This is a genomic window from Phnomibacter ginsenosidimutans (genome assembly GCF_009740285.1).
Classification (GTDB): Bacteria; Bacteroidota; Bacteroidia; order Chitinophagales; family Chitinophagaceae; genus Phnomibacter; species Phnomibacter ginsenosidimutans.
Genome location: NZ_CP046566.1, coordinates 3,107,274 through 3,131,938, shown reverse-complemented (window position 1 = coordinate 3,131,938; position 24,665 = coordinate 3,107,274). Strand labels below are relative to the sequence as shown.

At 47.0% G+C, this 24,665-nt stretch carries 23 protein-coding genes; 12 read left to right on the top strand and 11 right to left on the bottom strand.

Translation table 11 applies throughout. From position 1 onward, the window contains the following. The first annotated feature begins 9 nt into the window (after positions 1–9). On the top strand, positions 10–534 hold the full coding sequence (locus GLV81_RS13455) for a DUF1572 family protein (protein WP_157479328.1): 525 nt from the start codon (positions 10–12) through the stop codon (positions 532–534). A gap of 142 nt (positions 535–676) precedes the next feature. Here the strand turns inward: GLV81_RS13455 and GLV81_RS13450 are convergent, their stop codons facing one another. Together GLV81_RS13450 and lepB are read right to left on the bottom strand one after the other, a co-directional pair. Continuing rightward, positions 677–1,162 carry a cytidine deaminase gene (locus GLV81_RS13450; RefSeq protein WP_157479327.1) on the bottom strand — a complete coding sequence of 162 codons (486 nt, stop codon included), beginning with the start codon at positions 1,160–1,162 and terminating at the stop codon, positions 677–679. A gap of 78 nt (positions 1,163–1,240) precedes the next feature. Next, positions 1,241–2,779: a signal peptidase I gene (lepB, locus tag GLV81_RS13445; protein ID WP_157479326.1), complete on the bottom strand. Its 1,539-nt coding sequence runs from the start codon at positions 2,777–2,779 to the stop codon at positions 1,241–1,243. 196 nt (positions 2,780–2,975) lie between these two features. Here lepB and GLV81_RS13440 point away from each other — a divergent pair, with 196 nt between their 5' ends. After that, on the top strand, positions 2,976–3,872 hold the full coding sequence (locus tag GLV81_RS13440) for a MerR family transcriptional regulator (protein WP_157479325.1): 897 nt from the start codon (positions 2,976–2,978) through the stop codon (positions 3,870–3,872). A gap of 11 nt (positions 3,873–3,883) precedes the next feature. Here GLV81_RS13440 and GLV81_RS13435 read toward each other — a convergent pair whose 3' ends face one another. Together GLV81_RS13435 and GLV81_RS13430 are read right to left on the bottom strand one after the other, a co-directional pair. Next, the gene (locus tag GLV81_RS13435) at positions 3,884–5,041 is read right to left on the bottom strand and encodes a sigma-54-dependent transcriptional regulator (protein WP_157479324.1); all 1,158 of its coding nucleotides are present in this window, start codon (positions 5,039–5,041) and stop codon (positions 3,884–3,886) included. A 64-nt stretch (positions 5,042–5,105) separates the two neighbouring features. Further along, positions 5,106–5,885, bottom strand: coding sequence for a (Fe-S)-binding protein (locus tag GLV81_RS13430; protein WP_157479323.1), 780 nt, complete (start codon positions 5,883–5,885; stop codon positions 5,106–5,108). A 171-nt stretch (positions 5,886–6,056) separates the two neighbouring features. Here GLV81_RS13430 and GLV81_RS13425 point away from each other — a divergent pair, with 171 nt between their 5' ends. The 3 genes from GLV81_RS13425 (at position 6,057) to GLV81_RS13415 (ending at position 9,669) form a co-directional block, all read left to right on the top strand. Next, positions 6,057–6,725 (top strand): LysE family transporter, encoded by a 669-nt coding sequence (locus GLV81_RS13425; RefSeq protein ID WP_157479322.1) that lies wholly within the window; start codon positions 6,057–6,059, stop codon positions 6,723–6,725. A gap of 213 nt (positions 6,726–6,938) precedes the next feature. Continuing rightward, complete coding sequence (locus GLV81_RS13420) at positions 6,939–8,327, top strand: CHASE3 domain-containing protein (RefSeq protein WP_157479321.1); 1,389 nt, start codon at positions 6,939–6,941, stop codon at positions 8,325–8,327. Positions 8,328–8,334: 7 nt separating this feature from the next. Continuing rightward, positions 8,335–9,669, top strand: a complete 1,335-nt coding sequence (locus tag GLV81_RS13415) for a PAS domain-containing sensor histidine kinase (protein ID WP_157479320.1) — start codon at positions 8,335–8,337, stop codon at positions 9,667–9,669. A gap of 50 nt (positions 9,670–9,719) precedes the next feature. On the opposite strand, the gene GLV81_RS13410 is transcribed toward GLV81_RS13415, so the two are convergent. From GLV81_RS13410 to GLV81_RS13400, 3 genes are all read right to left on the bottom strand, one after another. After that, a complete protein-coding gene (locus GLV81_RS13410) occupies positions 9,720–10,772 on the bottom strand; it encodes an LptF/LptG family permease (protein ID WP_157479319.1) in 1,053 nt (350 codons plus the stop codon). Between the two features lie 91 nt (positions 10,773–10,863). Beyond that, the gene (locus tag GLV81_RS13405; RefSeq protein ID WP_157479318.1) at positions 10,864–11,985 is read right to left on the bottom strand and encodes a BT_3928 family protein; all 1,122 of its coding nucleotides are present in this window, start codon (positions 11,983–11,985) and stop codon (positions 10,864–10,866) included. Between the two features lie 66 nt (positions 11,986–12,051). After that, positions 12,052–12,600: a DUF1599 domain-containing protein gene (locus GLV81_RS13400; RefSeq protein WP_157479317.1), complete on the bottom strand. Its 549-nt coding sequence runs from the start codon at positions 12,598–12,600 to the stop codon at positions 12,052–12,054. 52 nt (positions 12,601–12,652) lie between these two features. On the opposite strand from GLV81_RS13400, the gene folP reads away from it, so the two are divergent. Next, on the top strand, positions 12,653–13,483 hold the full coding sequence (gene folP / locus GLV81_RS13395; RefSeq protein ID WP_157479316.1) for a dihydropteroate synthase: 831 nt from the start codon (positions 12,653–12,655) through the stop codon (positions 13,481–13,483). Positions 13,484–13,485: 2 nt separating this feature from the next. Here the strand turns inward: folP and GLV81_RS13390 are convergent, their stop codons facing one another. Next, a complete protein-coding gene (locus GLV81_RS13390) occupies positions 13,486–16,797 on the bottom strand; it encodes a caspase family protein (RefSeq protein ID WP_157479315.1) in 3,312 nt (1,103 codons plus the stop codon). A 106-nt stretch (positions 16,798–16,903) separates the two neighbouring features. Here GLV81_RS13390 and GLV81_RS13385 point away from each other — a divergent pair, with 106 nt between their 5' ends. Together GLV81_RS13385 and GLV81_RS13380 are read left to right on the top strand one after the other, a co-directional pair. Next, on the top strand, positions 16,904–17,320 hold the full coding sequence (locus GLV81_RS13385; RefSeq protein WP_197428315.1) for a nuclear transport factor 2 family protein: 417 nt from the start codon (positions 16,904–16,906) through the stop codon (positions 17,318–17,320). Positions 17,321–17,425: 105 nt separating this feature from the next. Then, positions 17,426–18,196, top strand: a complete 771-nt coding sequence (locus GLV81_RS13380) for a 3-hydroxybutyrate dehydrogenase (protein WP_157479314.1) — start codon at positions 17,426–17,428, stop codon at positions 18,194–18,196. Here GLV81_RS13380 and GLV81_RS13375 read toward each other — a convergent pair. The 3 genes from GLV81_RS13375 to ytxJ form a co-directional block, all read right to left on the bottom strand. Continuing rightward, the gene (locus GLV81_RS13375) at positions 18,193–18,702 is read right to left on the bottom strand and encodes a YkgJ family cysteine cluster protein (RefSeq protein ID WP_157479313.1); all 510 of its coding nucleotides are present in this window, start codon (positions 18,700–18,702) and stop codon (positions 18,193–18,195) included. The genes GLV81_RS13380 and GLV81_RS13375 overlap by 4 nt on opposite strands. 34 nt (positions 18,703–18,736) lie before the next feature. Beyond that, a complete protein-coding gene (locus GLV81_RS13370) occupies positions 18,737–19,378 on the bottom strand; it encodes an NAD(P)-dependent oxidoreductase (protein ID WP_157479312.1) in 642 nt (213 codons plus the stop codon). A gap of 345 nt (positions 19,379–19,723) precedes the next feature. Further along, on the bottom strand, positions 19,724–20,056 hold the full coding sequence (gene ytxJ, locus GLV81_RS13365) for a bacillithiol system redox-active protein YtxJ (protein WP_157479311.1): 333 nt from the start codon (positions 20,054–20,056) through the stop codon (positions 19,724–19,726). Between the two features lie 280 nt (positions 20,057–20,336). On the opposite strand from ytxJ, the gene GLV81_RS13360 reads away from it, so the two are divergent. From GLV81_RS13360 to GLV81_RS13345, 4 genes are read left to right on the top strand one after another with little or no spacing between them, the layout of a single operon-like run. After that, positions 20,337–21,719: a UDP-N-acetylmuramate--L-alanine ligase gene (locus tag GLV81_RS13360; RefSeq protein WP_157479310.1), complete on the top strand. Its 1,383-nt coding sequence runs from the start codon at positions 20,337–20,339 to the stop codon at positions 21,717–21,719. Positions 21,720–21,776: 57 nt separating this feature from the next. Beyond that, positions 21,777–22,547 carry a 3'-5' exonuclease gene (locus GLV81_RS13355; protein ID WP_157479309.1) on the top strand — a complete coding sequence of 257 codons (771 nt, stop codon included), beginning with the start codon at positions 21,777–21,779 and terminating at the stop codon, positions 22,545–22,547. An 8-nt stretch (positions 22,548–22,555) separates the two neighbouring features. Further along, entirely contained in the window at positions 22,556–23,746 is a 1,191-nt protein-coding gene (locus tag GLV81_RS13350; protein ID WP_157479308.1) for a hypothetical protein, read from the top strand. Then, entirely contained in the window at positions 23,715–24,464 is a 750-nt protein-coding gene (locus GLV81_RS13345) for a polyprenol monophosphomannose synthase (RefSeq protein ID WP_157479307.1), read from the top strand. The genes GLV81_RS13350 and GLV81_RS13345 overlap by 32 nt, the downstream gene beginning before the upstream one ends. Positions 24,465–24,665 lie beyond the last annotated feature (201 nt).

The window sequence follows — 24,665 nt, the reverse complement described above, 5'->3', positions numbered from 1 at the left end:
TTTTCTTGCATGATTACAGCAGCTGATTTTACCAAAGACATCATTACCCGCTTTATCTATTACAAGCAACTGGGCGATAAAACATTTGCACAATTAAGCGAAGCAGAATTGAAATGGGAGCCTGCGGAAGGTGCCAACAGCATTGCCATTATTGTGCAGCACATGTATGGCAACATGATGAGCCGGTTCAGCAATTTTTTGACAGAAGATGGCGAAAAGCCTTGGCGCAACCGCGATGCAGAATTTGAGCCCATGAATGTAAGCAAGCAAGACCTGATTGATTTTTGGGAAACTGGCTGGAGTCATGTGCTGAGTACGATTGGTTCGCTCAACGATGCGCAACTCATGCAAGACGTAACCATCCGTACCGAAAAGCTGAAAGCCTACGATGCCCTGCTGCGTCAACTGGCCCACTATGGCTATCACATTGGGCAAATAGTAATGTTGGGCAAAATGCTGCGCAAAAATGACTGGCAAAATTTATCGGTGCCCAAGGGCGGCAGTGCAGCGTACAACGAAGCGATGAAAAAGTAGTCGGGATTTGAGTTCTCGTAGCAGTAAGAGAAATTATCGTGATTCCATTGTTGGTCCGGCGACCAACAATGGCCTAATTCTAAGATGTTGGTCAAGCGACCAACATCAGCTAGAATACCTACCAACTACCATCCATCATCCATTACTTCATGTCTTCTGCTGTAAAGCCAAACGGCAATATGTCTTTGGCAGAAGCAATCACCATTACTTCGCCTTGCTGACCTGAGAGAATGAGGCGCATGGGCTGGTTAAACCTTTGCTCGTACTCTACCAATGCCTGGCGGCACATGCCACAGGGCGATGCGGGCTTACCACTGTTGCCATGCAGGTTGTGGTAAGATATGGCCATGGTAGCTACGGCTTCTGTTGGGTGCAAAGTGCTGAGTGCCGAGAGCAACACTCTTTCTGCACAAATACCAACGGGATAGCTGGCGTTTTCCTGATTACTACCTTTTACAATATGTCCGCTGCTGGTTTGTGCTACAGCGGCTACTTTAAATGCACTGTAAGGGGCGTATGCTGCAGCAGTGTGCTCCCGGGCTGCCTGGAGTAATGCTTGGTCTGCTGGCGAAAGGCTGCTTTCGTTCTCGTGGAGCTCGTAAGTAAATTGATGTGTTTTGTTTGCCATCTTTCATCAGGTTGAGTGATAAAAAATCCTTCCCCATGTTGGAGAAGGATTTCTGTTGTGGCAGTTAAAATTACGGGTTTATTTGATGCTGCTGAAAATCCGTTTCCAACGAGGACCGTTCTCCCAACTGAACCAAATAAAACTGGCTTTACCCACTACATGTGTTTCGGGTACAAAACCCCAGTAGCGGCTGTCCTGGCTGTTGTGGCGGTTGTCGCCCATCATCCAGTAATAGTTGTACTTAAAAGTGTATTTATCTGCAGGCTTACCATCGATGATGATTTGCTTGTCTTTCACTTCCAGCGTATGCTCTTCGTAGTTGCGGATGAGGCGTTCGTACAATGGCAGATTCTGCAATGTGAGTGACACAGTAGCGCCTTTTGCAGGAATCACAATGGGGCCGTATTCATCTACACTCCAGCCATAACCCGGCGCATTCGGAAACAAACCTGTATCGCTGCTATCAGCAGGAATAATGTATTGCTCCACGGCTTTTACATTGCTCATTTTTTTGAATGCAGCAGCATCGCCGGGCGACATATTCAAAAAGTAAATGCCGCCTTCATTAAAGGTCTTGTTCAGATCTTCTATGTCGGCTTCCTTATTTACATTCCAACGCAGCTGAATGCCGGTATTGTCTTCCAGATTGTCGAAGTCAATGGGGGTGCCATTGGTGCGAACAATGTAATGGGTTTGCTCTCCTGCAGGGCTGTAGGCCTTTTGACCATTTACATACAAAATGCCATGGATGACCTGCAATGTATCGCCGGCAACACCCACACAACGTTTGATGTAATTGTCGGCTTTGTCCATGGGGTGTACCAAAATCTGATCGCCCCAATTGGCCATCAGCGCATCGCGGTTGCCATTGTATGGTGCGCCCCTCAGTACATCGTAGTACGGTGTTTTAGAGCCATAATCTGGATGATTGATCACCGTATCACCCAACGGAAAATTGAATACCACTACATCATTGCGTTCTACTTTTTCGTAGCCGGGTATGCGGCTGTAAGGCAGTTGAATCCACTTGAGGTAAGAAGGTATTTGTGAGTTGGGCATGAGGTTGTGTACAAACGGAAAACTCAGCGGCGTTTTGGGAATACGGGGACCGTACGATACTTTATTAACGAAGAGAAAATCATTCACCAACAAAGTCTTTTCCATAGACGGAGTAGGAATGGTGTAGGCTTCGAAAATGAAGGTGCGGATAAGTGTAGCCGCTACTACCGCAAACACGGCAGCATCTACCCATTCGCGGCTCGAAGGTTTTTTGTAGTTGTGAAATACTTCACGACCTGCATAGCGTTCGTTGGGCGAAAAGCCGAGATAGGGGAAATAAATGAACGGCACAAATACAGCGGCTGCGTGGTGCAATACATTGAACCTTCCAAAATGCATCACAAAAATGATGGTGAGCCAAATGCTGATGAACTGCCCGGCAATAGGAATAAACTGTAGCCAAAACCATACCCGGCGAATTTGAATTTTATCGATGATGCACCAGGTATTGTAAAATGGAATGAGGGCCTTCCAGGGGGTAATGCCGGCTTTTTTAAACATGCCGTACATACCAATGTGCCAGCCAATCGTTCCTATCAAAAAAATGATCCAACCCATATCGGTTTTTGTTTTAATGCCTGCCAAAGTAAAGTGTGCAGAGCGGTTCCGGCAAAAATACCTTTTCGTGGTATCGGGCCAATCCGGCAATATAGTTTATCATTTTGTTTGTATTTGACACCAGAGGTTCAACAGACGACTGAAACTGATTTTTGTCAGGGTTGAAAGGGCGTTGGCGTCCTAATTTTCTCGCCAAATGCAACTGTTTTCTATCAGAGATGTGGAGCGTTTAAGCGGAATAAAAGCCCATACCCTTCGGATGTGGGAGAGCCGCTATGGCCTTGTATTGCCCCACCGGAAAGAAAGCCAGCACCGGTTTTATACCAACGATGACCTGCGCCGCATTTTGCGGATAAGCTGGCTGTATCATCAGGGGTATAAAATTTCGCACATTGCTTCGCTGAGCGAAGAAGCCATTGCGCAAATGATAGACAAAGAAGTGCGGAGCGGCGTTTTTTTTGTGGAGCAAATGACCGATTTGCTGCAGGCCAGCCGTGATATGAATGCTGCATTGTTCGATTCTACATTGCTGTCGGCCATTTTACAACTGGGGCTGGAAAGGGCCGTGGTGCATGTGCTATATCCTTTTCTCGAAAAAATAGGGCTGCTTTGGATGAATGAAGAATTGCAACCGGCACAAGAACATTTTGCCAGCAATCTCATCCGGCATTTGCTCATCCGGCACATCAATGAATTGCCGATGGTAAAAACCAATCACCAGCATTGTATTTTGCTGTTTGGTCCCGAAGAAGAGTTTCACGAAATCCCGCTGTTGTTTACCTACTATTTGCTCCGCAAAAACGGGTATCCAACCATATACTTAGGCACCAATGTAGCAGAAGCCACGGTAGAAGAATATTGCAAAAGCAAAGACATACTACAACTGCACTACCACCAGCTTACCAATTTTACCCGCATGGATGCTCAGGAATATCTTGACATGTGGAGTCATCGTTTTCCCAACAAACAAATTGTAGCCAGCGGGCCATTGGTGCAATACATACAGCACACGGCCCCCAATGCCTGGTGTCTCAAAAGCTTGCAAGACTTGCTCCATTATTGTCGCCAGCCATTCGGCGGTGTGTTGGCGTAACTGCAAAAGCGTTACATCCGTACATTTTCCTGTACGTCTTTCGCAGTAATGGTTTTGTCGCTCAAAATCACCAGTCGTTCTACAATGTTGCGCAGTTCACGTATGTTGCCCGTCCAGTTGTACTGCTGAAGCATGGTTACTGCATCTGCCGCAATCTGTTTTTTGGCTGTGCCGTATTCGTTGCAAATGTTGGTGAGGAAATGATCAACCAATGCAGGAATATCGCTGCGGCGGTCGTTGAGCGATGGTACATGAATGAGTATCACACCAAGGCGATGGTACAAGTCGAGGCGAAAGCGCCGGGCTTCCACTTCTTCCATCAGGTTTTTGTTGGTAGCGGCTACTACCCGCACATTCACTTTTATTTCTTTATCGCCACCTACACGGGTAATAGTACCTTCTTGCAAAGCCCGCAGTACTTTGGCTTGAGCATCAAGGCTCATGTCGCCCACTTCATCCAAAAACAACGTGCCTTCATTAGCCAGCTCAAACTTGCCAATGCGCTGTTTTACGGCAGAAGTAAAGGACCCTTTTTCATGGCCAAACAATTCGCTTTCGATGAGTTCGCTGGGGATGGCAGCACAGTTGACCTCAATCAACGGACCACGGCAGCGGTTGCTTTGCTCATGAATCCACTTGGCCACCAGTTCTTTACCCACACCGTTTTCGCCGGTTACCAATACCCGGGCATCGGTGGGGGCTACTTTGGCAATCGTGTCTTTAATTTTTTGAATGGGTTCGCTTTCGCCTATAATCTCCTGCACCTTGCTGATTTTGCGTTTCAGCGTTTTGGTTTCGGCTACCAGCGTGGTTTTGTCGGTGGCATTGCGAATGGTGATGAGCAACCGGTTGAGATCGGGCGGCTTGGAAATGTAATCGTAGGCACCTTTTTTTACAGCTTCTACTGCTGTTTCAATATTGCCATGGCCGCTAATCATAATCAGCGGCACATCAGGGTTTACTTCGCGGCTTTTTTCCAAAAATTCAATGCCGTCCATCTTCGGCATTTTAATATCACACAACACTACATCGTAGCTGTTTTTCTTAAACTTTTCGAAGCCTTCTTCGCCATTCTCAGCTACATCTATTTTGTAGCCTTCGTGTTGTAAAATTTCGCTGAGGGTGTTGCGAATGGCTCTTTCATCATCAATAATCAAAATGCTCGACATAATGCTTGTGTAGGGTATTACTTCAAAAAAATGCTGCTGACAATCGGGGGCTTTACTTCAGCAATCATGCCAAACTTTGCGCCACCAGTTCTGCCACATCCAGTACCTGTACCTCGGTTTCTTTTTCGTTCACTTTTACACCATCGGTAAGCATGGTATTGCAGAAAGGGCATGCAGAAGCGATGACAGCGGGTTGTGTTTCCAATGCTTCTTTGGTACGTTCCCAGTTGACACGGGTATTGCCTTTTTCTTCTTCTTTAAACATTTGTGCACCGCCGGCACCGCAGCACAAACCATTGCTGCGGCAGCGTTTCATTTCTACCAGCTCGGCATCGAGGGCTTCGAGCACAGCACGGGGCGCTTCATAAATTTGATTGGCCCGGCCGAGGTAGCAGCTGTCGTGGTAGGTAATGCGTTTGCCTTTGAAGCTACCGCCTTCTTTCATTTTCACTTTGCCCTCGTTGATGAGTTGCTGCAGCAACGTGGTGTGGTGCACCACTTCATACTGACCGCCCAGTTCGGGGTATTCATTGCTCAGCGTATTAAAGCAATGCGGACAGGTGGTTACTATTTTTTTGATACCATAACCATTGAGCACAGCAATGTTTTGGCTGGCCATCATTTGAAACAAAAATTCGTTGCCGGCCCGGCGGGCAGGGTCGCCGGTACACATTTCTTCGGCGCCCAGTATGCCGTAGCTCACACCAGCAGCATCCAGTATTTGAGCAAAAGCACGGGTTACTTTTTGTGCCCGCTGATCAAAACTGCCTGCACATCCTACCCAAAATAAAATATCCGGCGCAGTGCCTTCTGCGGCCCATTGGGCCATGGTTTTTACATTCATATGTCTAAGCTTAGCCATTGTCTGCCGGCCTTAAAAACCACAGACAACCGATATACAAAAATGCGGGTTTGAAGGTAGCTGTTCGCCATCAGTTTGCCACATTTTGTATGGCTTGTTCACAGGGCTGGTTCAGGTCGGTTATATTTGGCCGCTTTGAAGAATGGGGGAGAAATGAAAGCATTGCTGCGTATTGCTTTTTGGGGATTGGGCATCAGTGCCTTGGGTACTTTGCCATTGGGCACCATTAATGTGGCGGCCATGCAAATTTCTATTGCCGAAGGTGTGTGGCCTGCCAGCCTGTTTGGCGTTGGCGCCGCAATAATTGAAGTGGCCTATGTACGGGTATCGTTGGTGGGCATCAGCTGGATACAGCACCGGGCGGGCCTGCTGCGACTGATGGATTGGCTGGCTTTTGCCATTGTAGCCACCTTAGCTGTTACCAGTTTTATGGCAGCCAGCAACCCCGCACAAGATGGAAAGAATGTGATTTTGAATGCCGATGTGCACCCGTTTATACTTGGCGTAACCATGAGTGCTCTCAACCCTATGCAAATTCCGTTTTGGTTTGGGTGGAGTACGGTGCTGTTTAGCAAAGGCATTTTGCAGGCCAATGGTCAACAGTTTAATTGGTACAGTGTGGGCATTGGTATTGGCACCCTTATTGGATTGGCTGTGTTTGTAATAGGCGGGCAGGTGCTGCTGCAAAACATGCATAGCCACATGAACGTGGTGCAATACAGTATTGCCGCCATTTTCGCTATTACAGCGGTTGTTTTTTTATATAAAATCATTTTCAATAAAGGTGCTGCAGCAGCGCTGCAAGCCAAAGAAAAAGTGTAATTCAATAACCGTTTAACATGAAGAAAAGACCATTGACGGAAAAGATATTTGGGCACAAATCGGTCATTCAGCTCACAGGAATGTCAAAACCGGGTAATTAGCGTCATATGTCATTGTTTTTCAATTTGTTTACCCCTACATTACACGTTAGTAACTGACTCATCTTCTCCTCTTGCATAACAGGTGAGTTCATTTCAAATCCAGCTACAATTGATGTTGAAAAAACTTCATACTAGTAAAGTATTGTCGGCAATAGTGATTGTTGCGGCTATACTGGTAGTATATGGTTGGATATTCAATGTCAATATATTCAAGTCGGTTTTACCTGGCATTATCAACATCAAATTCAATACGGCTGTTGGTTTTTTATTGCTGGGTACAGCAGTATGGTTGCTGGAAGAAAAAGCAGAACCCCGCTATCTGCAGTGGGCAAAAGGCATTGCATTGTTCATGTTTGTTTTTGGCTTGCTCAGTGCCTCTCAAACCATTTTTGATTTCAATGCAGGTATTGATGAACTGATTTGGAAAGATGATCCCAACCCCGTTGAAACAAAATATGCCGGCAGGCCAAGTGTGCACACTTCGTTAAGCTTTGCCATTATTTCGTTGGTCATACTTTTCATTCAGTCAAAAAGAATGTTGTGGTTTTGTGTGATCAGTCTTATTGGCATCATCATCGTTTCGGCACTGGTATTTTTAAACCAGTTTTTCGGCAGTAGTTTTTTGCAGGCCATTCCATGGTTGGCCAAAACAGCATTGCTTACGGCCATATTATTTTTATTACTGAGCACATCATTGCTGAAGAGCCGGCATTTGGCAAACTTCAAACTCACATTTGAGCAAAAAGTGGGCGTCTATTTTGCGGTGTCGTTGTTACTGTTGATTTTCATTTTTTTTGCCATTAGTGATAACAACAAGCAACGGGCCGATAGTGAAATAACGATTCGCCACACTTACGACACACAGCTGATGTCGGAAAGGATAGCCAAAACGACTGCAGAAATGCAAAGTAGTCTTAGAGGCTTTTTAGTCACCAAAGAAGATTTATACCTCAATGCTTTCTATAATCATGTAACAGCTATTTCACGTGAATTAAAGCAGTTTAAAAAACTAACGGAAATAAATGGAGAACAGCAGGTGAGAGTGGATTCATTGTCTCAAATGATTGATAGATTTATTGCTTCAAGAAAAATTTTGATTTCCGTTTTTCAGGCAGGAGAGCTTACGCCGGAAAAGCTGAAAGTGGCAGCCAATGAAGGTATTTTACTTGGAGGATCAGTTAAAAATATAATCAGTGATATTCAACGACACGAAAATGCATTGCTCGAAATAAGGGAAGAACGGAACAATAAGACCATTACGAATTCGAACCGAATCATTGTCATTTTTCAGGGACTTACATTGTTGCTCATTGTTACCACGTTTTTAATCATCTACCGTAAAAACCAGGAACGAAATAGTGCAGAAGCACAATTGAAAGCATCGGAATCGGAGCTGCGTAAATCGATGGAAAATCTTGCGTTTGCATTGGAAAGTGCAGGCATTGGCTCTTGGACGATTGATTTGATTACAGGTGATATAAAGCGTATCGGTACTTCATGATAAAATCATGGGGTATGATACACTAGTGAAGGATTGGTCATTCGATCTGTTTTTTGAAAAACACGTGGTGGCGGAAGATCATGAAAAAGTGCAAAAAGCCTGGGAAGTAGCCTCGGGTGGAGAAAGAAACCTTGAGTTTGATTGCCGCATTATAAAAGCTGACGGCACGTTGGGATGGATATGGTGTAAGAGCCGCATTTTTTACAACGAAGCTGGCAAACCCTCTTTCCTGATGGGTTTTGTGGGCGATGAAACGGCAGCCAAAAGTGCCGAGCAGGAAATTAAAATACTGAATGCCACACTGGAAAAAAGGGTTGAAGAAAAAACCCGTGAAGTGTTGGAAAAAGAAACACACTACAAAGGCTTGCTGGAAAACATGCAGGAAGGTATACAAATCATTTCCTTCGACTGGCGCTACCTGTTTTTAAACAAAGTGGTGATACGGCAGAGCAAGTTTTCAGAAGCTGAATTGTTGGGCAGGAGAATGATGGATGTGTATCCCGGTTTTGAAAAAGCGCCGTTGTTTGTTGAGTTGCAAAACTGCATGCAAAGCAGAATTTCAAAAACCATTGTCAACGAGTTTGAGTTTCCGGATGGCAGCAAGGGGTGGTTCGAGTTGAGCGTTCAGCCTGTGCCCGAAGGCATACTCATTCTGTCGATTGATATTACCGATCAAAAAAGGCTGGAGAAGGAACTGGTAGACCGGCAAATTGAGCAACAAAAACTTACCACACAACTCACCATTGAAGCACAGGAAAAAGAACGCAACGAACTGGCCAAAGAACTACACGATAATATCAATCAGATTTTGGCTACTGCAAAAATTTACCTGGCACGTGCCAAAAAACATGAAGCCATTCCGCACCATTTAGTGCAGCAAGGCTTTGAATGCGTCAATCTTGCCGTGGATGAAATCCGTACCTTATCTCACACGCTGGTTACGCCCACGTTGGGCGACACCGGATTGATTGATGCCCTGCAAAGTTTGTCTCGCCAGTTTGCCAATGCCCATGGCCAGGAAATCACCCTCATCAATCACTTAGATCCTGCTGTCGCCATTGATGAGCAAAAAGAGTTGATGCTGTATCGCATAGCACAAGAGCAAATCAGCAATATCAACAAGCATGCAAAAGCTACCGTTGTTACCATTGTGCTGGCTTCTACCCCCACACAATTGCAAATGACCATAACAGACAATGGTGTGGGCTTTGATACCAAAGAAAAAGCAAAGGGTATTGGCCTGCGCAATATGCAAAGCCGGGTTCAGTTTTATGCCGGTGAAATGCGTATCATTTCTGCTCCCGGCGAAGGCTGCAAATTGGAAATAACTGTGCCGCTCTAATGCAGCAATGCCCAAGCGTTACTTGGGCGCTTTTTTAAACAGGTAAATCGTTACAAAAAGAAAATCAGATTGGGCGTCCACGCTGCCAGAGCAGGCGGAAAATTGCCCTTGGTACTGAAGATGGTACTAAACCTGTCGGTAAGGATAAACAGTGCTGCCAGAATAATACCCATGGCCAAATGCAAGCCACTGCCGCCACGTACTTTGCGGCTGCTCACCGCTACACCCATCATGGTGAGCAACACAATGCTTATTGGTGTTGCATCACGGCGGTGACGCTCCACAATCAAATCGTTGATACCTTCAGTGCCACGAAGTTTTTCTTTCCGTATCAACTCCTGCAGCTCCGGTGTTTTTAAAATGTCTTTGGTGTATTGGCCCTTCTTAAACTCGCTGGGTTTAAAGTTGAGGTTAATCACCGTGTCGTTTATTTGCCGCACTTTTTCTACATCACCGTTGATATCCCGGATGGTTACCACTTCGAGTTTCCAGCGTCTTTTAGCAGTGTCCCATACCAGGCTTTCGGCACGTATGTTTTGCTTCAGTTCGTTGTGTTTTATTTCCTGCAGGGCAAAGGCATTGCCTCTTTTTTGTGCAGTATCAAAATAGCTGACCGAGCCATAGTGAGTACTGTCGTTGCGGAAGTAAATAGTGCTGGCGTTGTAATCGCCGCTATAGTTGGGGTTGTCAATGTATTTGTTCTGAAAGTCGGAGAAAATCTGATTGGCAATCGGCGTTACATATCGAAAAGACAACCACAGCAAAATGGCAAAAAAGATAGAGCCAATCCAGTAGGGGCGCAAAAAGCGGTTGAAAGAAATGCCGCTGGCGAGGATGGCGACAATTTCTGTACGGCCGGCCAGCTTGCTGGTAAAGAAAATGACCGAAATGAAAATGAACAAAGGAAAAAGCAGCGTAATCATCCTCGGCACAAAACCGAAATGATACTGCTTGATGATTTCCCAGGTGCTGAGGCCGCTTTTTACAAAATCGTCGGAGTGCTCACTGGTGTCTATCACAATGGTGATAAAAGTGAGGAGCAAAATGGCAAACACAAAAGTGGAAATGTATTGCCGCAATATGTACCAATCGAGTTTGGTCAACGCTGGAGGTTTTATCGGGCTGCAATTTGCAGTATTATTTGCAATGAACAGTCCCCCGTTGTTTGCCGGCCGCTATTTTAACGATGCGCTGTTACTGCCCGTTCATCCACTTCACCGCTTCGTTCATATCCGCATCACTCCATTTGGCCGCTACGGTAGCGCCTTGCAAAGCCACTACGCCCACTTTGCTGCGGAGCATGGTTTTAAGCACGGTGCCGTCGCAGGTAAGCACTGGAATATTGAAGTGGTTGGTTTGGTTAAACCATTCTTCCACGTCACCGGGCTGATTGCTGACAATGAAAAACGGAATGGATTTTTCTCTGGCCTTGGTGTACAGTTTCACAAACAGTTCCTGCCATTCGGGTTTGTAGCCATTAAAATCTTTGGCTACAAACAGCAGCTGCTTACCGCTGGCTTGCAACAGCTGACGGGTGGTATCCGTTTTGTTGCTGTTGTACAGTGCAAAGTCTTTGATGGCAGGTTCTGCATTGCCCTTGCGTACCACTTTTTCTTCGCGGCTCACATATTCGTAGCTCGACTCATCAAAGTCGGCGGGGAAATGCAGGGCATCAAACACCACGTTTTGGCCAGCTTTTCTATAGGTATAAAAAATGGCTACACTATCCGGAATAGAGCCGGGTGGAGGATCCATTTGTTGCAGCAAGTTTTTGCCTGCCGCATAGGGCAAACAATCTACATACGGCAAATGCCTGAGCACATTGAGCTGACCAAAAAACACCATGCCGGTGCTAAACAAAACAGCAAACAAATTGGCCCGAAGCGGTAGTACTGCTTTTATGCATTCATGTTTCCAAACAAGCAACAATATAATGGCCGTTAGCACCAAATCTTTTACAAAAGATTGCCATGCTTGCAATGGAACGCAATCGCCAAAGCAACCACAGGTTTTTATTATTCCGCTGAGTACCGCATAGCCGGTCAGGAAGGTGAAAAAGACCATGAGCACCAGCAGCAGCCGGGTGATGAATTTGGGTGCCCAACCCAGCAGCAATGCCACGCCAGCCACTATTTCCAGCACATTCATGCCGATGCTCAGGTACAGGCTAAAGGGGCTGGCCCAATGCCAGTTCCACACGGTAAAGTATTCGTCCATTTTGTAAGCAAGCCCCAGCGGATCGTTGGCTTTGATAAGCCCGCTGAAAATGAACAACAGCCCGGTAAGAATGCGCAGTATGTTGACGATACTTTTCATGCTAAAAAAAGTGATGTGGGTTTGGGTAAATGAATGGCTGGTTTGCAGCCACGATTATCTTTTACATCATTGCTGCTCGGCTTCTGCCAGCAGTATCAATGCAAATACTGCGTAGTTCATGATGTCCATATAGTTAGCATCCAATCCTTCGCTGATGATGGTTTTACCTTCGTTGCGAATGATTTGCTTCATGCGGTAAATCTTCATCATAATCAGGTCGGCAAAACTTTCCTGACTCATTTCCCGCCAGGCCTCGCCATAGTCGTGGTTTTTCATTTCCATTAGCTGGCGAACTATGCTCACTTTTTCATCGTACCGGCTGGCACATTCTTCCAGCGGCAGGGTTTCAATTTCATCATTGTTGATGTCGAGCTGAATCAATCCAATGATGGCATAGTTGATAATGCCACGAAATTCGCTGGGAATATCATCGGCCACCAGCTGCAGTTCATTTTCCTGCAACTGCCGTATGCGGCGGGCCTTGATGTAGATTTGATCGGCTACAGAAATGGGCCGCAGCACCCGCCACGAAGTGCCATAATCGCTGGCTTTCTTCATAAAAATATCTCGGGCAGATGCAATGGCGGCGTTGTATTGTTCAATTGTTTTAGTCATGCGATGTGGTACTTTTACCGGCAGCCAAAAGTAAAGCTTCGTTATCAACCGCATGTATACACTCAATTGCAGGGGAAAACTTGTCGTCATCGACCTGCCCATGGTCATGGGTATCATCAATACCACGCCTGATTCATTTTTTGCCAACAGCCGCAAAACACAAGTGGAAGAAGCCGTAGCCACCGCTATGCAGATGCAAAAAGCGGGTGCTGCCATGGTGGATATTGGCGGCCAAAGCACCCGCCCCGGTGCCAATTGGGTAGGGGCTACCGAAGAAACCGACCGTGTAGTGCCAGTGATTGCTGCCATTGCAGCGGCTTGCCCCAACCTGCTCATAAGTGTGGATACCTTTCATGCGGCAGTTGCTGAAGCGGCCGTTCAGGCCGGGGCACACATCGTGAATGATGTGAGCGGTGGACATCTTGATGCGGAGATGCTGCCGACTGTCGGCCGGCTGCAGGTGCCCTACATCTGCATGCACATGAAGGGTACGCCCGGCAGTATGAACCAGTTGGCCGAGTACAACAATCTGCTCACAGACATCCTGGATTATTTTATTGAACGATTGGCGGCATGCACAGCGGCAGGTATAAATGATATCATCATCGATCCGGGATTTGGGTTTCCCAAAACCACGGCACATAATTTTCAATTGTTGCGTCAGCTGGAAGTGCTGCACACATTGCAACGCCCATTGCTCATGGGCATCAGCCGCAAAAGTACCATTTACCAAACCTTAGGTACCACCGCTGCTGAAGCATTGAATGGCACCACGGTACTCAATACCATTGGCTTGCAAAAAGGCGTACACATACTGCGGGTGCACGATGTACAAGAGGCCGTTGAAGCCGTGAAACTGGTAACCGCTATGCAGCAAGCCTGAGCTTAAAACGCCCAGTCGTAGCTGGCATTTACACTGCGGCTGGTGGGTTGCTGTTTGCCACTGGTGAGTTCCTGTACCCGCTGCTGCATGTATTTGCGCAACTCTGTTTGCGTTATTTTTTTATCGTAGTTGCTGTCCGCTTTTTTATCAAACAAAGCCTGCATAAAACTGTACGAAAAAACGCCATTATTCCACTCACTGCTTTCCAGTGCATACTCTTCACCCGCTGCAGCGGAAATGATATTGACACCCAAATCTTTCGACACATCGGTGAAATAAGTTTCCATCAGCTTCACGGTATTGCCTAGCTGTGTTTTGCGTTGCACTTTGCGAATGCTGCTACGCCCCACAGGTTTGGCTGCCATGCTGTTGCCAAAGTTGAACTGCACATTTTCTTTGTCTATTTCACCGCTGTGGCAGGCATCTATCAGCAAGAGTTTTTGTCTGGCTGGTACATCTGTAAAAATATTGGTGAGACTGTTGTACGGAATGCTGTGCAAGGCTGGTTGCTCAAAGCTGGTTGCATAACTGGCGAGGTAAAAATTGTAACCCGTATCCAACAGGCCATGGCCCGAGTAAGACACAATCACCCGGTCGTGCACGGTAGTTTGTTGCAGCATTTGATGAATGCGGTCGAGTAAGGACAGCGTCACTGCTGTGTCGGTGTACAAATGCACAGATGCATTGCTGTATTGCTGTTGAAAACGCTGCGCAATATCCTGTACATCTTTGGTAGCATACTGCAAATTGTAATTGCTGTCGGCGTAGTGCGATACCGCAATGCCAATGTAATAGGTACGAGCCTCAACAGGTGTTACGGGTTCGTAAGTAATGTCGATACTTTCCCGCAGGCTTTCGGTGCCATTGTTGTTGAGATACGCAGCTTCAATAAGGTTAGTGCCCGTGCTGAGTGCTACAGGAATTTTCCAGCGGTTGGTACCTGCTTTTCCGGTGTAGGCTTTCTGCCCGTTTACATACACCGTTAGTTGTTTGATGTTTGCCGCAGCATATCGGGTAATAAACTGCAACTCAACCACCGGCTCTGTGCTGCTGTTGCTGAGCTCCTTGCGGTTGTACAGTAGCAAAGGCTCCATGCTGTCGAATGCCTGCAAATCTTGTGCGGCCGTCATGCCTGCTTTTTGCCAGCGGCGTTCTGCAGCTTTTTGTTGCATCTGTATCAGCTCTGGCGCTGCTTCGCCCATGCGTTGCAATACAATGTCGGGGCGGTTCAGCTGCAGGTCAAACTGGGCGAAGGAGTAGGTTTGAAAGCCTTTGGCAAAATGCATTTCGGTAGTGAGTGTGGGCGGCATCATGTAATAGCGGTCGGGGGTAAAAATGGCAGGTCCTTTTTCTGCCGCATTGCTCAGCAACGCCATGCTGTATTGAAGGCTTTGTTTGTCGATATCGATGCAACGCAATAATTGGTCGCTGCCCAAGGTGCTTACCCAATTTCTGGTCGGGTGAAACAATACTTCATCCACAACTGCATCATGCACTTTTTGCCGAAACAAAATGCCATCTGTTTGAGCATCCCGTATTTCCACCACACCATTGAAATAACCAATAGCATACATGGGTTTGGTGGGATGATGTTTGATGATGCTGATGAGTGTGTCCGATTTTCTTTTCAATCGGTATTCGCCGGTTGAAAAGCTGTAGCTGTAGATGACGGTTTCTACATTGCTATCCAACAGCTCAAACCACAATTCTTTACTGTCTGGCGTTACCGTAAAATTATCGATGCTGTACACCCTTGCCGTGTCTCTCAATACCTTCCATTTGTTGCTTTGAATATCATAAATGCGGAGGCTTTCACTACCCACAATGAGGTAGCGGCTATCTGGCGTAAATTCAATGTGCGTGGAAGTGGTAGTAGGCAGCAGCATCCTTGTTTGCTGACTGAAATTCGGTCCTTTTAATACCACCAGTTCTTTGTACAATGCATTGATGCTGGCAAAGACTTTACCGTCTGGTGAAAGCAAGGCTGCTTCCGGTTTTTTTTCGGCTTTGGGGTGTACAAAAGTTCGCAACACATGGCCCGTATACAAATTGCAAACCTGTGCCAGCTTTGGTTTGTCACCGTAATCATCGGGTACGGTGGTGAGCACCAGCGAATCGCTAAGCCATTGGTAAATACCCAGTGGATAATTGCGGTTGTGCATCAGCCTGCCGGTGCTGAGGTCAACTACATGGCTATAATCTGCAAACGTGATGCCGGGAACCGATGACAGGATTTTTCCGTTGGGTGAAAATCGCAGCTGTTGCAGGCTCATCACTTTGGTATCAAAACTGGTAAAGTTTTGTTGCTGTGGCCAGCGAAGAATATAGGGCAATTGCTTGCCTATCGCTGCTATTTTATCATTGTTGTCATCAATCGCCAATACATGCTCTGCGTATTTCAAAGCATCGTTTTTATCGTTGATCCATGTTTGCTGATGGGCATCATACACATGGGCATCTTGCCCTATATTGCAGAGCAACAAATTGCCCGCAATATTCCAACGAATATCATAGTGCTCATAACTCCGAAGGTTGTTACTGACGGGTAGTGTTTCTTCCTGCAAAGTGGTATCTGCGTCGTTAAAAATCATCAGCTTGTCGGGCGCCAGTAGCATGGCCATTTTACCCGATGCATGAAAGCCAAGCGCCATCGGCTTTTCGCTGCGGTCGTAAATGGTTTGAAGCTGTTTGGTATAGCTGTCGTTGATGTAATGTAGCTCCACCTGGTCGTTTCGGTTGGCAGCAATCTGCCAGCGTTGTGTTGCTGGGTTGTAGGCTATCTGATTGTCGTAAGAAAACAATTCAATTGCCGGGCTGCGCTGTTTCGTAGTAAGATTGATGAGCTGCAAAGTGCTGAAAGAACGAACGGCTACTTCATCGTTTTGGCCACTGCTAATGAGGGCATCCAATGGCGGAAAAGAACTGCCCCATCCATTGGTTTGTTTAAAGCTGACGCTGTCTGTGAGTGCCCCGGTTTGTGTATTGTACCAATACAAAGCCGACACAATGCCGTAGTCGTACAAAAGAATAGCCAGCTGCGATGCTTTGTTGCACAGGGCCATCCCCCTGATGGTTTGCCCGCTGGTGATTTTGCGCAACTGCCGGCCATTGCTGCTGTTCCAAAGTATTACGTTGTGTTTATCCGCCGTGGCCAATACTTGTGCCGAAGCATCTGCATCTGCAAACAAAATATCATCCTCATGCCCGGTTTGCAACACAGGCTGCAGGCTACTGTTTTGTGCTGTTGCAACAGCAGCCAGACTTGCGGCCATCAACAAAAAAAGGGTGCGTTGTATAAAAGCTGAAATCGTCACGTTGGCTTCTTTTGGTAAAAGTGCTTGAATTCGTGTTTACAAATTGTATGCTGTTAAGCTTGTGGAAAACAGTTGGCAGTCTTACATTCTCGCAATAATTTATCCTATGAAAAAATGCATCCCTTTTTTCCTCAGCATGTGTTTGCTGTTGATGGCTGGTAATGCCTTTGCACAAACTACGCCCAGCCTGCCGGCACAGCTGGCACAGCAGCAATTGGATGCGTACAACAAACGTGACATCAATGCTTTTTTACAACCTTATGCCGATACAGTGGCAGTCTATATGTTTCCCAACAAACTGTTGTACAAAGGCAAGGAAACCATGCGGCAGGAATACACAGGTATGTTTGCCCAAACTCCCGATTTGCATTGTACGCTTGTCAACAGAATTGTACAAGGCAATACCGTGATTGACCAGGAATCGGTGGTATTTAAAAAAGGTGTTCCCCCTTTGGCGGCCATCGCTATTTATACCATCAGCGGCGATAAAATTGTGGCCGTTCATTTTATAGCAGCAGAGTAATAAGGGCATTGGGCTGCACTTTCACCAGAAAAATGCGGCCATTGGCTACAGTTTTTGTGCTGTAAAAATGTACAGACCTGTAGCTTGTGCATTCAATTGATTGCTATGCCAAAAACAGTGTTGATTACCGGCGGTACCAGTGGTATTGGTTTGGGCATTGCCCGTGAGTTTGCCAATGCCGGATACAATCTTTACCTCAACGGATTGGAGCCTAACGGCGAAGCCATTACTGCAGAACTTGCAGCAGCGCATTCCGTTGCAGGTTTGTTTTCGAATGCCAACATGTTGCAGCCCGATGCCATTGCGCAAATGGTGCAACAGGGTATCGCACATTTTGGCAGCATAGATGTGCTGGTGTGCAATGCCGGTATTCAATACGTGGCACCCATCGATGAATTTCCGGCAGAAAAATGGGAAGCCATTTTGGGCATCAACCTCAGCTCGGCTTTTTACCTGAGCAAAGCAGTATGGCCCGGCATGAAGGCCAATGGTTTTGGACGCATCATCAACATTGCTTCTGCACACGGCTTAACGGCCTCCGAATTTAAGTCGGCGTATGTGGCGGCCAAGCATGGCCTGGTGGGGCTTACCAAAGTGCTGGCGTTGGAAGGAGCACCGTTCAACATCAACTGCAATGCCATTTGCCCCGGTTATGTAAAAACGCCCATTGTAGAAAAGCAGATTGCTGATCAAATGAAAGTGCACAGCATGAGCGAAGATGAAGTGGTGAAAAAAGTAATGCTGGGCCGACAGGCAGTAAAAGATTTTATACCTGTAGAAACACTCGGCAAGCTGGCGGTGTTTTTAGCCAGCGATGCGGCTGCAACCCTTACGGGCACTGCATTGCCGGTAGATGGCGGCTGGACAGCCTACTAAGCCGATGCGGTAAAAAATCCGGTTTCTTTTTTCAATCCTTCCACCACATTGTAAATGAGCGGACACATGCTGTAGTGGCTGAAAGTGCCGAACATACGGGTAGTAAAACCGGGCCTGTCGAGCTGCGGAAAATTGCGACACTCATCGGGCCTTATCTCATACACCTGGCAGGCTTTATTGTCCAGAAACTGGCAGGGGATGGCATTGAGAAAAGACATGAAGGAGCCGCCTTCTACAAAGCGTTCTCTGAATTGGGCTTCGGTCAGTTGTAATCTTTCGCTGAGACGTACGATTGCAGCGTCATCAATATTTACCATCAATCGGGTGCAACATTTGCCGCAGGCGAGGCAATCTATGCCGGCTTCGGCTTCCTTGTTCAGGCGCATCACCGCTTCATCTATCACTTCCGGTTCCAGTGTTTTGAGATGGGCTTTGAAATGCTCGTTTTCTTCAAAACGGTCGAGAGCCAGCGCAGCTACTTCGTCGGGGGTGGTGATGAGTTGCAAATGAAATGGTTGATGGTAATTGGAAATGGGTGTATTAATCGCCCACAATATTGCTGATTCCTACCCGATGGTGGAGGTATTGTGGAAACGCTATTTCCTGTACCATCAACAAAGCCAGGTTGCCGGCATTGATTTCCCAGCTGCTGGGCATGTGTTCTTCCAGTGCCATAAAATGATTGTCGGCTTCCTTGGGTAAAATGTTGGGAGCACATACAAAAGTCCAGTCGAGGCCCGATGCTTTCAGGTATTCGAAGGCCTGTTTGTGCTCTTGCCCTACGGGTACATATTCCTGAGGATAATCGGGTGCATCCATTACATAATTGCCGTTTTCGTCGGGCAACACGCCGAGCCCGCCGAGTGCTACAATGCGGCGAATGCCGGTGGCTTTCATTTGGGCAATGATGTTTTTGATGCCCAGGCTGCGGGCCTTGTCGGTGCCATCAAAAGCGCCGCCCAGTGCCGATAGTACCGCATCGCTGCCTTGCAGGGCTTTGCGTACATCACCTTCATCAAACACATAGCCTTTGATACTGTGCAACTGCTCCGAACGCAGGTCTTCATCAATTAAGCTGTCCACATTGCGCCCAAAAGCGTTCACCTTCCAGCCCTTGGCCAGTGCATGAATCATGAGTTGCTTGCCTACCATTCCGGTGGCGCCAAAAATTGTCACCTGCATACCTTCGATTGCTTTGATGTATCAGCTAAATCTACGGAAAAAAGACAGGGGAGGATGCAGGTAGGAAATAGAATATTAACCTATGTGTTGCTTTAGTAAAATAAAATATCAGGCAGACAAGTAGTGAATCAAGTAAAGTGTTTCAAAGAAAAATCACACAGGGGGAGGGGCTGGCCGGGCAAAACGGCCGGAGGCATCGGGTTTGCCTTGAATTTTCTTTGGTTACTTTCTTTTTTCAAGAAAAAGAAAGTAACAATGCTGCTACATGAACCACATTGATTTATGAAGGGTTGGAAGAAAAGAAAACTCAATTCCCTTGTGGTTATGACAAAATCACCAGTTGTATCAACTGCTAGCCTGCTCTACAATCTCCGCCATCTGAATGCCCATGTGGCTTTCATCAAAAATGCATTCGCCTTGTTTGATGAGCAATACCTGCGGGCTTTCGTGCCACACATCAAAATGCTCGGCAATATGGTTGGAGAGCTGCCGGTGGGCAATGAGGTCGAGCAGGTGCCAGTCGAGCTGGTCGTTCAGTCCGGCACGTTCGAGCCTGTGCAACACCATGCTACTGATGCTGCAACGGGTACTGTGCTTAAAAATGAGTTGCGGTTTGCTGGCCGACTGCGCAATGAGCTGCGTCAATTGGTCGGCCGACTGGAGTAGATTCCACGACATCCGGAAGCCTAAATCTTTGGGGTGCAACAATTACCGACGGATAGCCGTAGGATTGCCGGGGCAGCCAATGCCACGCTTGCTGCTGGCGCAGCTGCTGATGCCGAGGGCCAATACTGCAATCATGGCCAATGCAAATACTTTACGCATGATGGATAAAATTTGAGATTTAAAGGTACAGCAGAATGCCTGTAAATGTTCAATCATTGAAAAAAGACCAATTGTGGTGCGCTTTCATTAACATCCCTTAAAGACCTTACTTTGCTGCTTTCAGTTCAAACGTATGACGATTCATTTTATTTCCATTGGAGGCAGTGTAATGCACCAGCTGGCGCTGGCCCTGCACCACAAAGGCTATACCATTACTGGTAGCGACGATGAGATTTTTGAACCCGCCAAAAGCAACCTGGCAGCCGCCGGCTTGCTGCCTGCACAAATCGGCTGGTTCGAAAGCAATATTCACAGCGGCCTCGATGCCGTTATTTTGGGCATGCATGCCCGTGCCGACAACCCCGAACTGCTGAAGGCACAGGCTCTCGGCATTCCGGTATATTCTTTCCCGGAATACATTTTTCAAGAAAGCAAAACCAAACAGCGTATTGTGGTAGGCGGCAGCCATGGCAAAACCACCACCACTTCCATGATAATGCATGTGCTGCAGCAATCAGGCCTGGCTTTCGATTATCTGGTGGGGGCCAAGTTGCCCGGCTTCAGCCAATCGGTGCAGGTAACCAATGCGCCCATCATTGTGTGCGAAGGCGACGAATACCCCGCCAGCGTGGTAGAAAAACGTCCCAAGTTTCATTTTCTGTTTCCGCATGTGGCCATTCTTACAGGCATTGCCTGGGATCATATCAACGTGTTTCCGACATTCGATTTTTACCTGGAGCAGTTCAGCATTTTCATCCAGAAAATAGAACCTGGCGGTGTTCTCATTTACAACCAAACCGACGAAACGCTGCATGCATTGGTGCAAGCCAATTTGCGCAGCGATATCCGGTTTATTCCATATGGTGTGCCGGCGCATCGCATTGATAACGGTGCTACAGTTGTGCTGTGGCCCGGTGCCGAAACGGCCATCAAAGTGTTTGGCAACCACAACTTGCTGAACATGGAAGCCGCCCGGCTGGCTTGTGCCGAAGCCGGTGTGAGCACGGCTCAGTTTGCTGCCGCCATCGGCAGTTTTACCGGTGCTTCCAAACGCTTGGAAGTGTTGTTGCAAAATGAGCATACCACCGTGTATCGTGATTTTGCCCATGCCCCCAGCAAAGTGAAAGCCACCATTGATGCGGTAAAGCAACAGTTTCCCAACCGTAAACTCATTGCCTTGCTGGAGCTTCATACGTACAGTAGTTTGAATGCCGATTTTATGCCGCATTACAAACAGGCGTTGGATGCGGCCGACGAAGCTGCTGTGTACTATAGCCAGCATGCATTGGCCATCAAAAAAATGCCGCCACTGGATAAGCAGGTGGTAGCCGATGGCTTTGCCAAGCCTAACTTGCAGGTGCTCAACGATGCTGCGGCTTTGCAGCAATGGATGGAAAAACTGCAGGTAAAAGATGCCAGTGTATTGCTCATGAGCAGCGGCACTTTTGAGGGCATCAATCTGTTGGAATTGTTCGGCGGTTTGATGCAATTGCCCACTGGAAATCCGGCACAGTAAATTTTCAACTACCTTCAATTATAAATCATCGTTTTCACAGGAAAGCTGCTACTTGTTATGAACCTCAGTCTCACCCGCCCATTGGCATTTATCGATTTGGAAACCACCGGTATCAACATGTCTTCCGATCGTATTGTAGAAATTGCCATCGTCAAAATTTTGCCTGACGGTACCAAGCAAGTCAAGCGGAAACTCATCAATCCGGAGATGGTGATTCCTCAGTCTTCCATTGATGTGCATGGCATCACCAATGAAATGGTGAAAGATGCGCCGACTTTTAAACAGGCGGGCAACGAAATCAAACAGTTTTTGGAAAACTGTGACCTTGCCGGATACAACAGCAACAAGTTTGATATACCACTGCTGGTGGAAGAGTTTTTACGTGCCGGGCAAGACTTTAATGTAGATGGCCGTAAGCTGGTAGATGTGCAGAAAGTTTTTCACATGATGGAGCCACGTACATTGAGTGCCGCATATAAATTTTACTGCAGCAAAGAATTGGAAAATGCCCATAGTGCCGAAGTAGATGCTACTGCCACTTGGGAAGTGCTGGATGCACAAGTAGCCCGCTATCCGCAAATTGGCAACACGGTAGACAGTATTTTGAAAGCCGTGGGTGATGATGAAATTGTGGACTTTGCCCGCCGCATGATTGTGCAGGAAGGCAAAATCGTTTTCAATTTTGGCAAGCATAAAGGCAAAGTTGTAGAAGATGTATTGCGGATGGAACGCAGCTACTACGATTGGATGATGCAGGGAGACTTTCCGCAGCATACCAAGCAAAAGTTGACGGAAATATTGCATAAAATGATGCTGGCCAAAAAATAAGCAGATACATGCAGGCTTCTTTTCAGCGTACGTTCCTGTTGTTGCTGGTCATAGTTTTGGCCACGGCAGTGGGAGCGTGGTTCTCTTTGTACAACAACTTTTTTAGCTGGGATTTAATTCCATACCTCGGTGTGGTGCTGGGCTACGATGGTATGCAGGGTGCAGCGTTGCATCAGGCAGTATTTACCAACGTGCAGCAACTGCCTGCCGATGTGGTGCCTGCTTTGTTGCACGAAGTGCCGTATAGGGAGCAGTGCCTGAATGATGCCAGTTTCTTTGAAGCGCAGCTGGGTTTTTATAGGGTAAAGCCATTGTTTACAGGCATGGTGTATGCTGGCTATAAGGCGGGCCTGCATTGGTGGACAGCCATGCGGATACCCGGTATCATTGGCTTTGCAGGCATGGCCACGGTATTGTATTTGTGGGTACGGCGCATGGTAAAACCCGGTTGGGATTTGGGAGTGACTACATTGTTGTTATTTGGCTATGCTACGCAACTGGCCCGGCTTACCACACCCGATGCATTAGCGTCATTCCTTACACTTACTTTATTTTATGTGTTGTTTTGGCATGGCCGGCAAAAAGCTATCGTGCTTGTATTGCTGCTGTTGCTCACACTTACCCGTATCGATTTGTTGTTGTTGTGCATTCCTGTGTTGTTGCTGTGGTGGTCCCCTGCATCACTCACTCAATTGTGGAAACAACATTTGACTAAAATCCTCATCGCTGGCGGCTTGTTGTTGATTCTGGCATTTATCATTCCTATGTTGTTTGGCAATAGTTGGGAGTGGTATTTCAATTATTCCATGACGCAATCGCTGAAGCAATATGTGGTACATGCCGGCAGAAGTTTCCGGCAGTTGAGCGGTACCTGGTTGCCCTTATTTTTTGTGTTGTTGCTGATGACATGGCCAGTGCAACAACCTAAATGGCCGTGGTTGCTCGGCGGCATGCTGGGCGTCATTGCCATACGGTGGCTGTTATTTCCCGCCTTTCAGGAGCGTTTTTTTGTGGGCTACGAAATGGTCATGGCTTGCTACCTGCTGCAGGTGTGGCAGCAAGCGGCAGCAGGGTGTTGGTATTTTTACCAAACCATTGCCACAAGCTCATCACGGTTCATAAAAGTTGATATTGTATGTTTGCGGATATTCAATCGTGTACAATTCTGTGAAAAAGCTGGTCATCATACCCACCTATAATGAAAGGGACAATATCCGGGGCATCATCGAAGCAGTGATGCAATTGCAGGCGGGTTTTCATGTGCTCATTATTGATGACGGCTCGCCGGATGGCACTGCTGCCATTGTGCAGGAGTTATTGCCGGTGTACAACGGCACGTTGTTTTTAGAACAACGCAGCGGTAAGCTTGGCTTAGGCACCGCCTACATTCACGGTTTCAAATGGGCACTCAGCCGCGGTTACGATTATATCTGCGAAATGGATGCCGACTTCAGCCACAATCCTGCTGATTTGCCAAGGCTGGTTGCAGCCTGCGAAAATGGTGCCGATGTGGCCGTGGGTAGCCGCTATGTAAAAGGGGGCAGCATTGAAAACTGGCCACTCGACCGACACATTTATTCAAGAGGCGGCAGTTTGTACACCCGCATGATTACCTGGATTCCGGTAAAGGATGCCACAGCTGGTTTTGTATGCTACAAACGTGCTGTGCTCGATGACATCAATTTTGATGAAATCCGTTTTGTGGGGTATGCCTTCCAGATAGAAATGAAGTTTGCATCGTGGAAGTTGGGCTACAAAATTGTAGAAGTGCCCATCACCTTCGTAGATCGCAAAGTGGGTGTGAGTAAAATGAACACCGGCATTGTAAAAGAAGGCGTACTTGGTGTGCTGAAAATTCAATGGAACAGTATGTTCAAAAACTACCGCAAGAAAGTGCGGAGCGGGAATGCGGTGTAGTTTTCTGGTTGACAAGTTTACGAGTTCACTAGTTCACAAGTTTGCAGTCAACAGCATTCAATTATTTCTCTTCGTGCTCCTTCGTGTCTCCTTTGAGCCTTTGTGGTTCCAATAAATCAATGTCCAGTTTGAAGTAGATAGACCGATGCCTTGTAATCCCGATAGCTATCGGGAGCATACTGCCAACTCCGCTAATTCTCT

Coding starts and splice junctions, on each gene's coding strand:
- GLV81_RS13350 (WP_157479308.1), top strand. CDS start 22,556: ATGCAGGCTTCTTTTCAGCGTACGTTCCTGTTGTTGCTGGTCATAGTT.
- folP (WP_157479316.1), top strand. CDS start 12,653: ATGTATACACTCAATTGCAGGGGAAAACTTGTCGTCATCGACCTGCCC.
- GLV81_RS13435 (WP_157479324.1), bottom strand. CDS start 5,041: ATGTCGAGCATTTTGATTATTGATGATGAAAGAGCCATTCGCAACACC.
- GLV81_RS13355 (WP_157479309.1), top strand. CDS start 21,777: ATGAACCTCAGTCTCACCCGCCCATTGGCATTTATCGATTTGGAAACC.
- ytxJ (WP_157479311.1), bottom strand. CDS start 20,056: ATGTCGTGGAATCTACTCCAGTCGGCCGACCAATTGACGCAGCTCATT.
- GLV81_RS13360 (WP_157479310.1), top strand. CDS start 20,337: ATGACGATTCATTTTATTTCCATTGGAGGCAGTGTAATGCACCAGCTG.
- GLV81_RS13370 (WP_157479312.1), bottom strand. CDS start 19,378: ATGCAGGTGACAATTTTTGGCGCCACCGGAATGGTAGGCAAGCAACTC.
- GLV81_RS13405 (WP_157479318.1), bottom strand. CDS start 11,985: ATGAAAAGTATCGTCAACATACTGCGCATTCTTACCGGGCTGTTGTTC.
- GLV81_RS13425 (WP_157479322.1), top strand. CDS start 6,057: ATGAAAGCATTGCTGCGTATTGCTTTTTGGGGATTGGGCATCAGTGCC.
- GLV81_RS13455 (WP_157479328.1), top strand. CDS start 10: ATGATTACAGCAGCTGATTTTACCAAAGACATCATTACCCGCTTTATC.
- GLV81_RS13440 (WP_157479325.1), top strand. CDS start 2,976: ATGCAACTGTTTTCTATCAGAGATGTGGAGCGTTTAAGCGGAATAAAA.
- GLV81_RS13430 (WP_157479323.1), bottom strand. CDS start 5,885: ATGAATGTAAAAACCATGGCCCAATGGGCCGCAGAAGGCACTGCGCCG.
- GLV81_RS13400 (WP_157479317.1), bottom strand. CDS start 12,600: ATGACTAAAACAATTGAACAATACAACGCCGCCATTGCATCTGCCCGA.
- GLV81_RS13420 (WP_157479321.1), top strand. CDS start 6,939: ATGTTGAAAAAACTTCATACTAGTAAAGTATTGTCGGCAATAGTGATT.
- lepB (WP_157479326.1), bottom strand. CDS start 2,779: ATGGGTTGGATCATTTTTTTGATAGGAACGATTGGCTGGCACATTGGT.
- GLV81_RS13450 (WP_157479327.1), bottom strand. CDS start 1,162: ATGGCAAACAAAACACATCAATTTACTTACGAGCTCCACGAGAACGAA.
- GLV81_RS13380 (WP_157479314.1), top strand. CDS start 17,426: ATGCCAAAAACAGTGTTGATTACCGGCGGTACCAGTGGTATTGGTTTG.
- GLV81_RS13385 (WP_197428315.1), top strand. CDS start 16,904: ATGAAAAAATGCATCCCTTTTTTCCTCAGCATGTGTTTGCTGTTGATG.
- GLV81_RS13415 (WP_157479320.1), top strand. CDS start 8,335: ATGGGGTATGATACACTAGTGAAGGATTGGTCATTCGATCTGTTTTTT.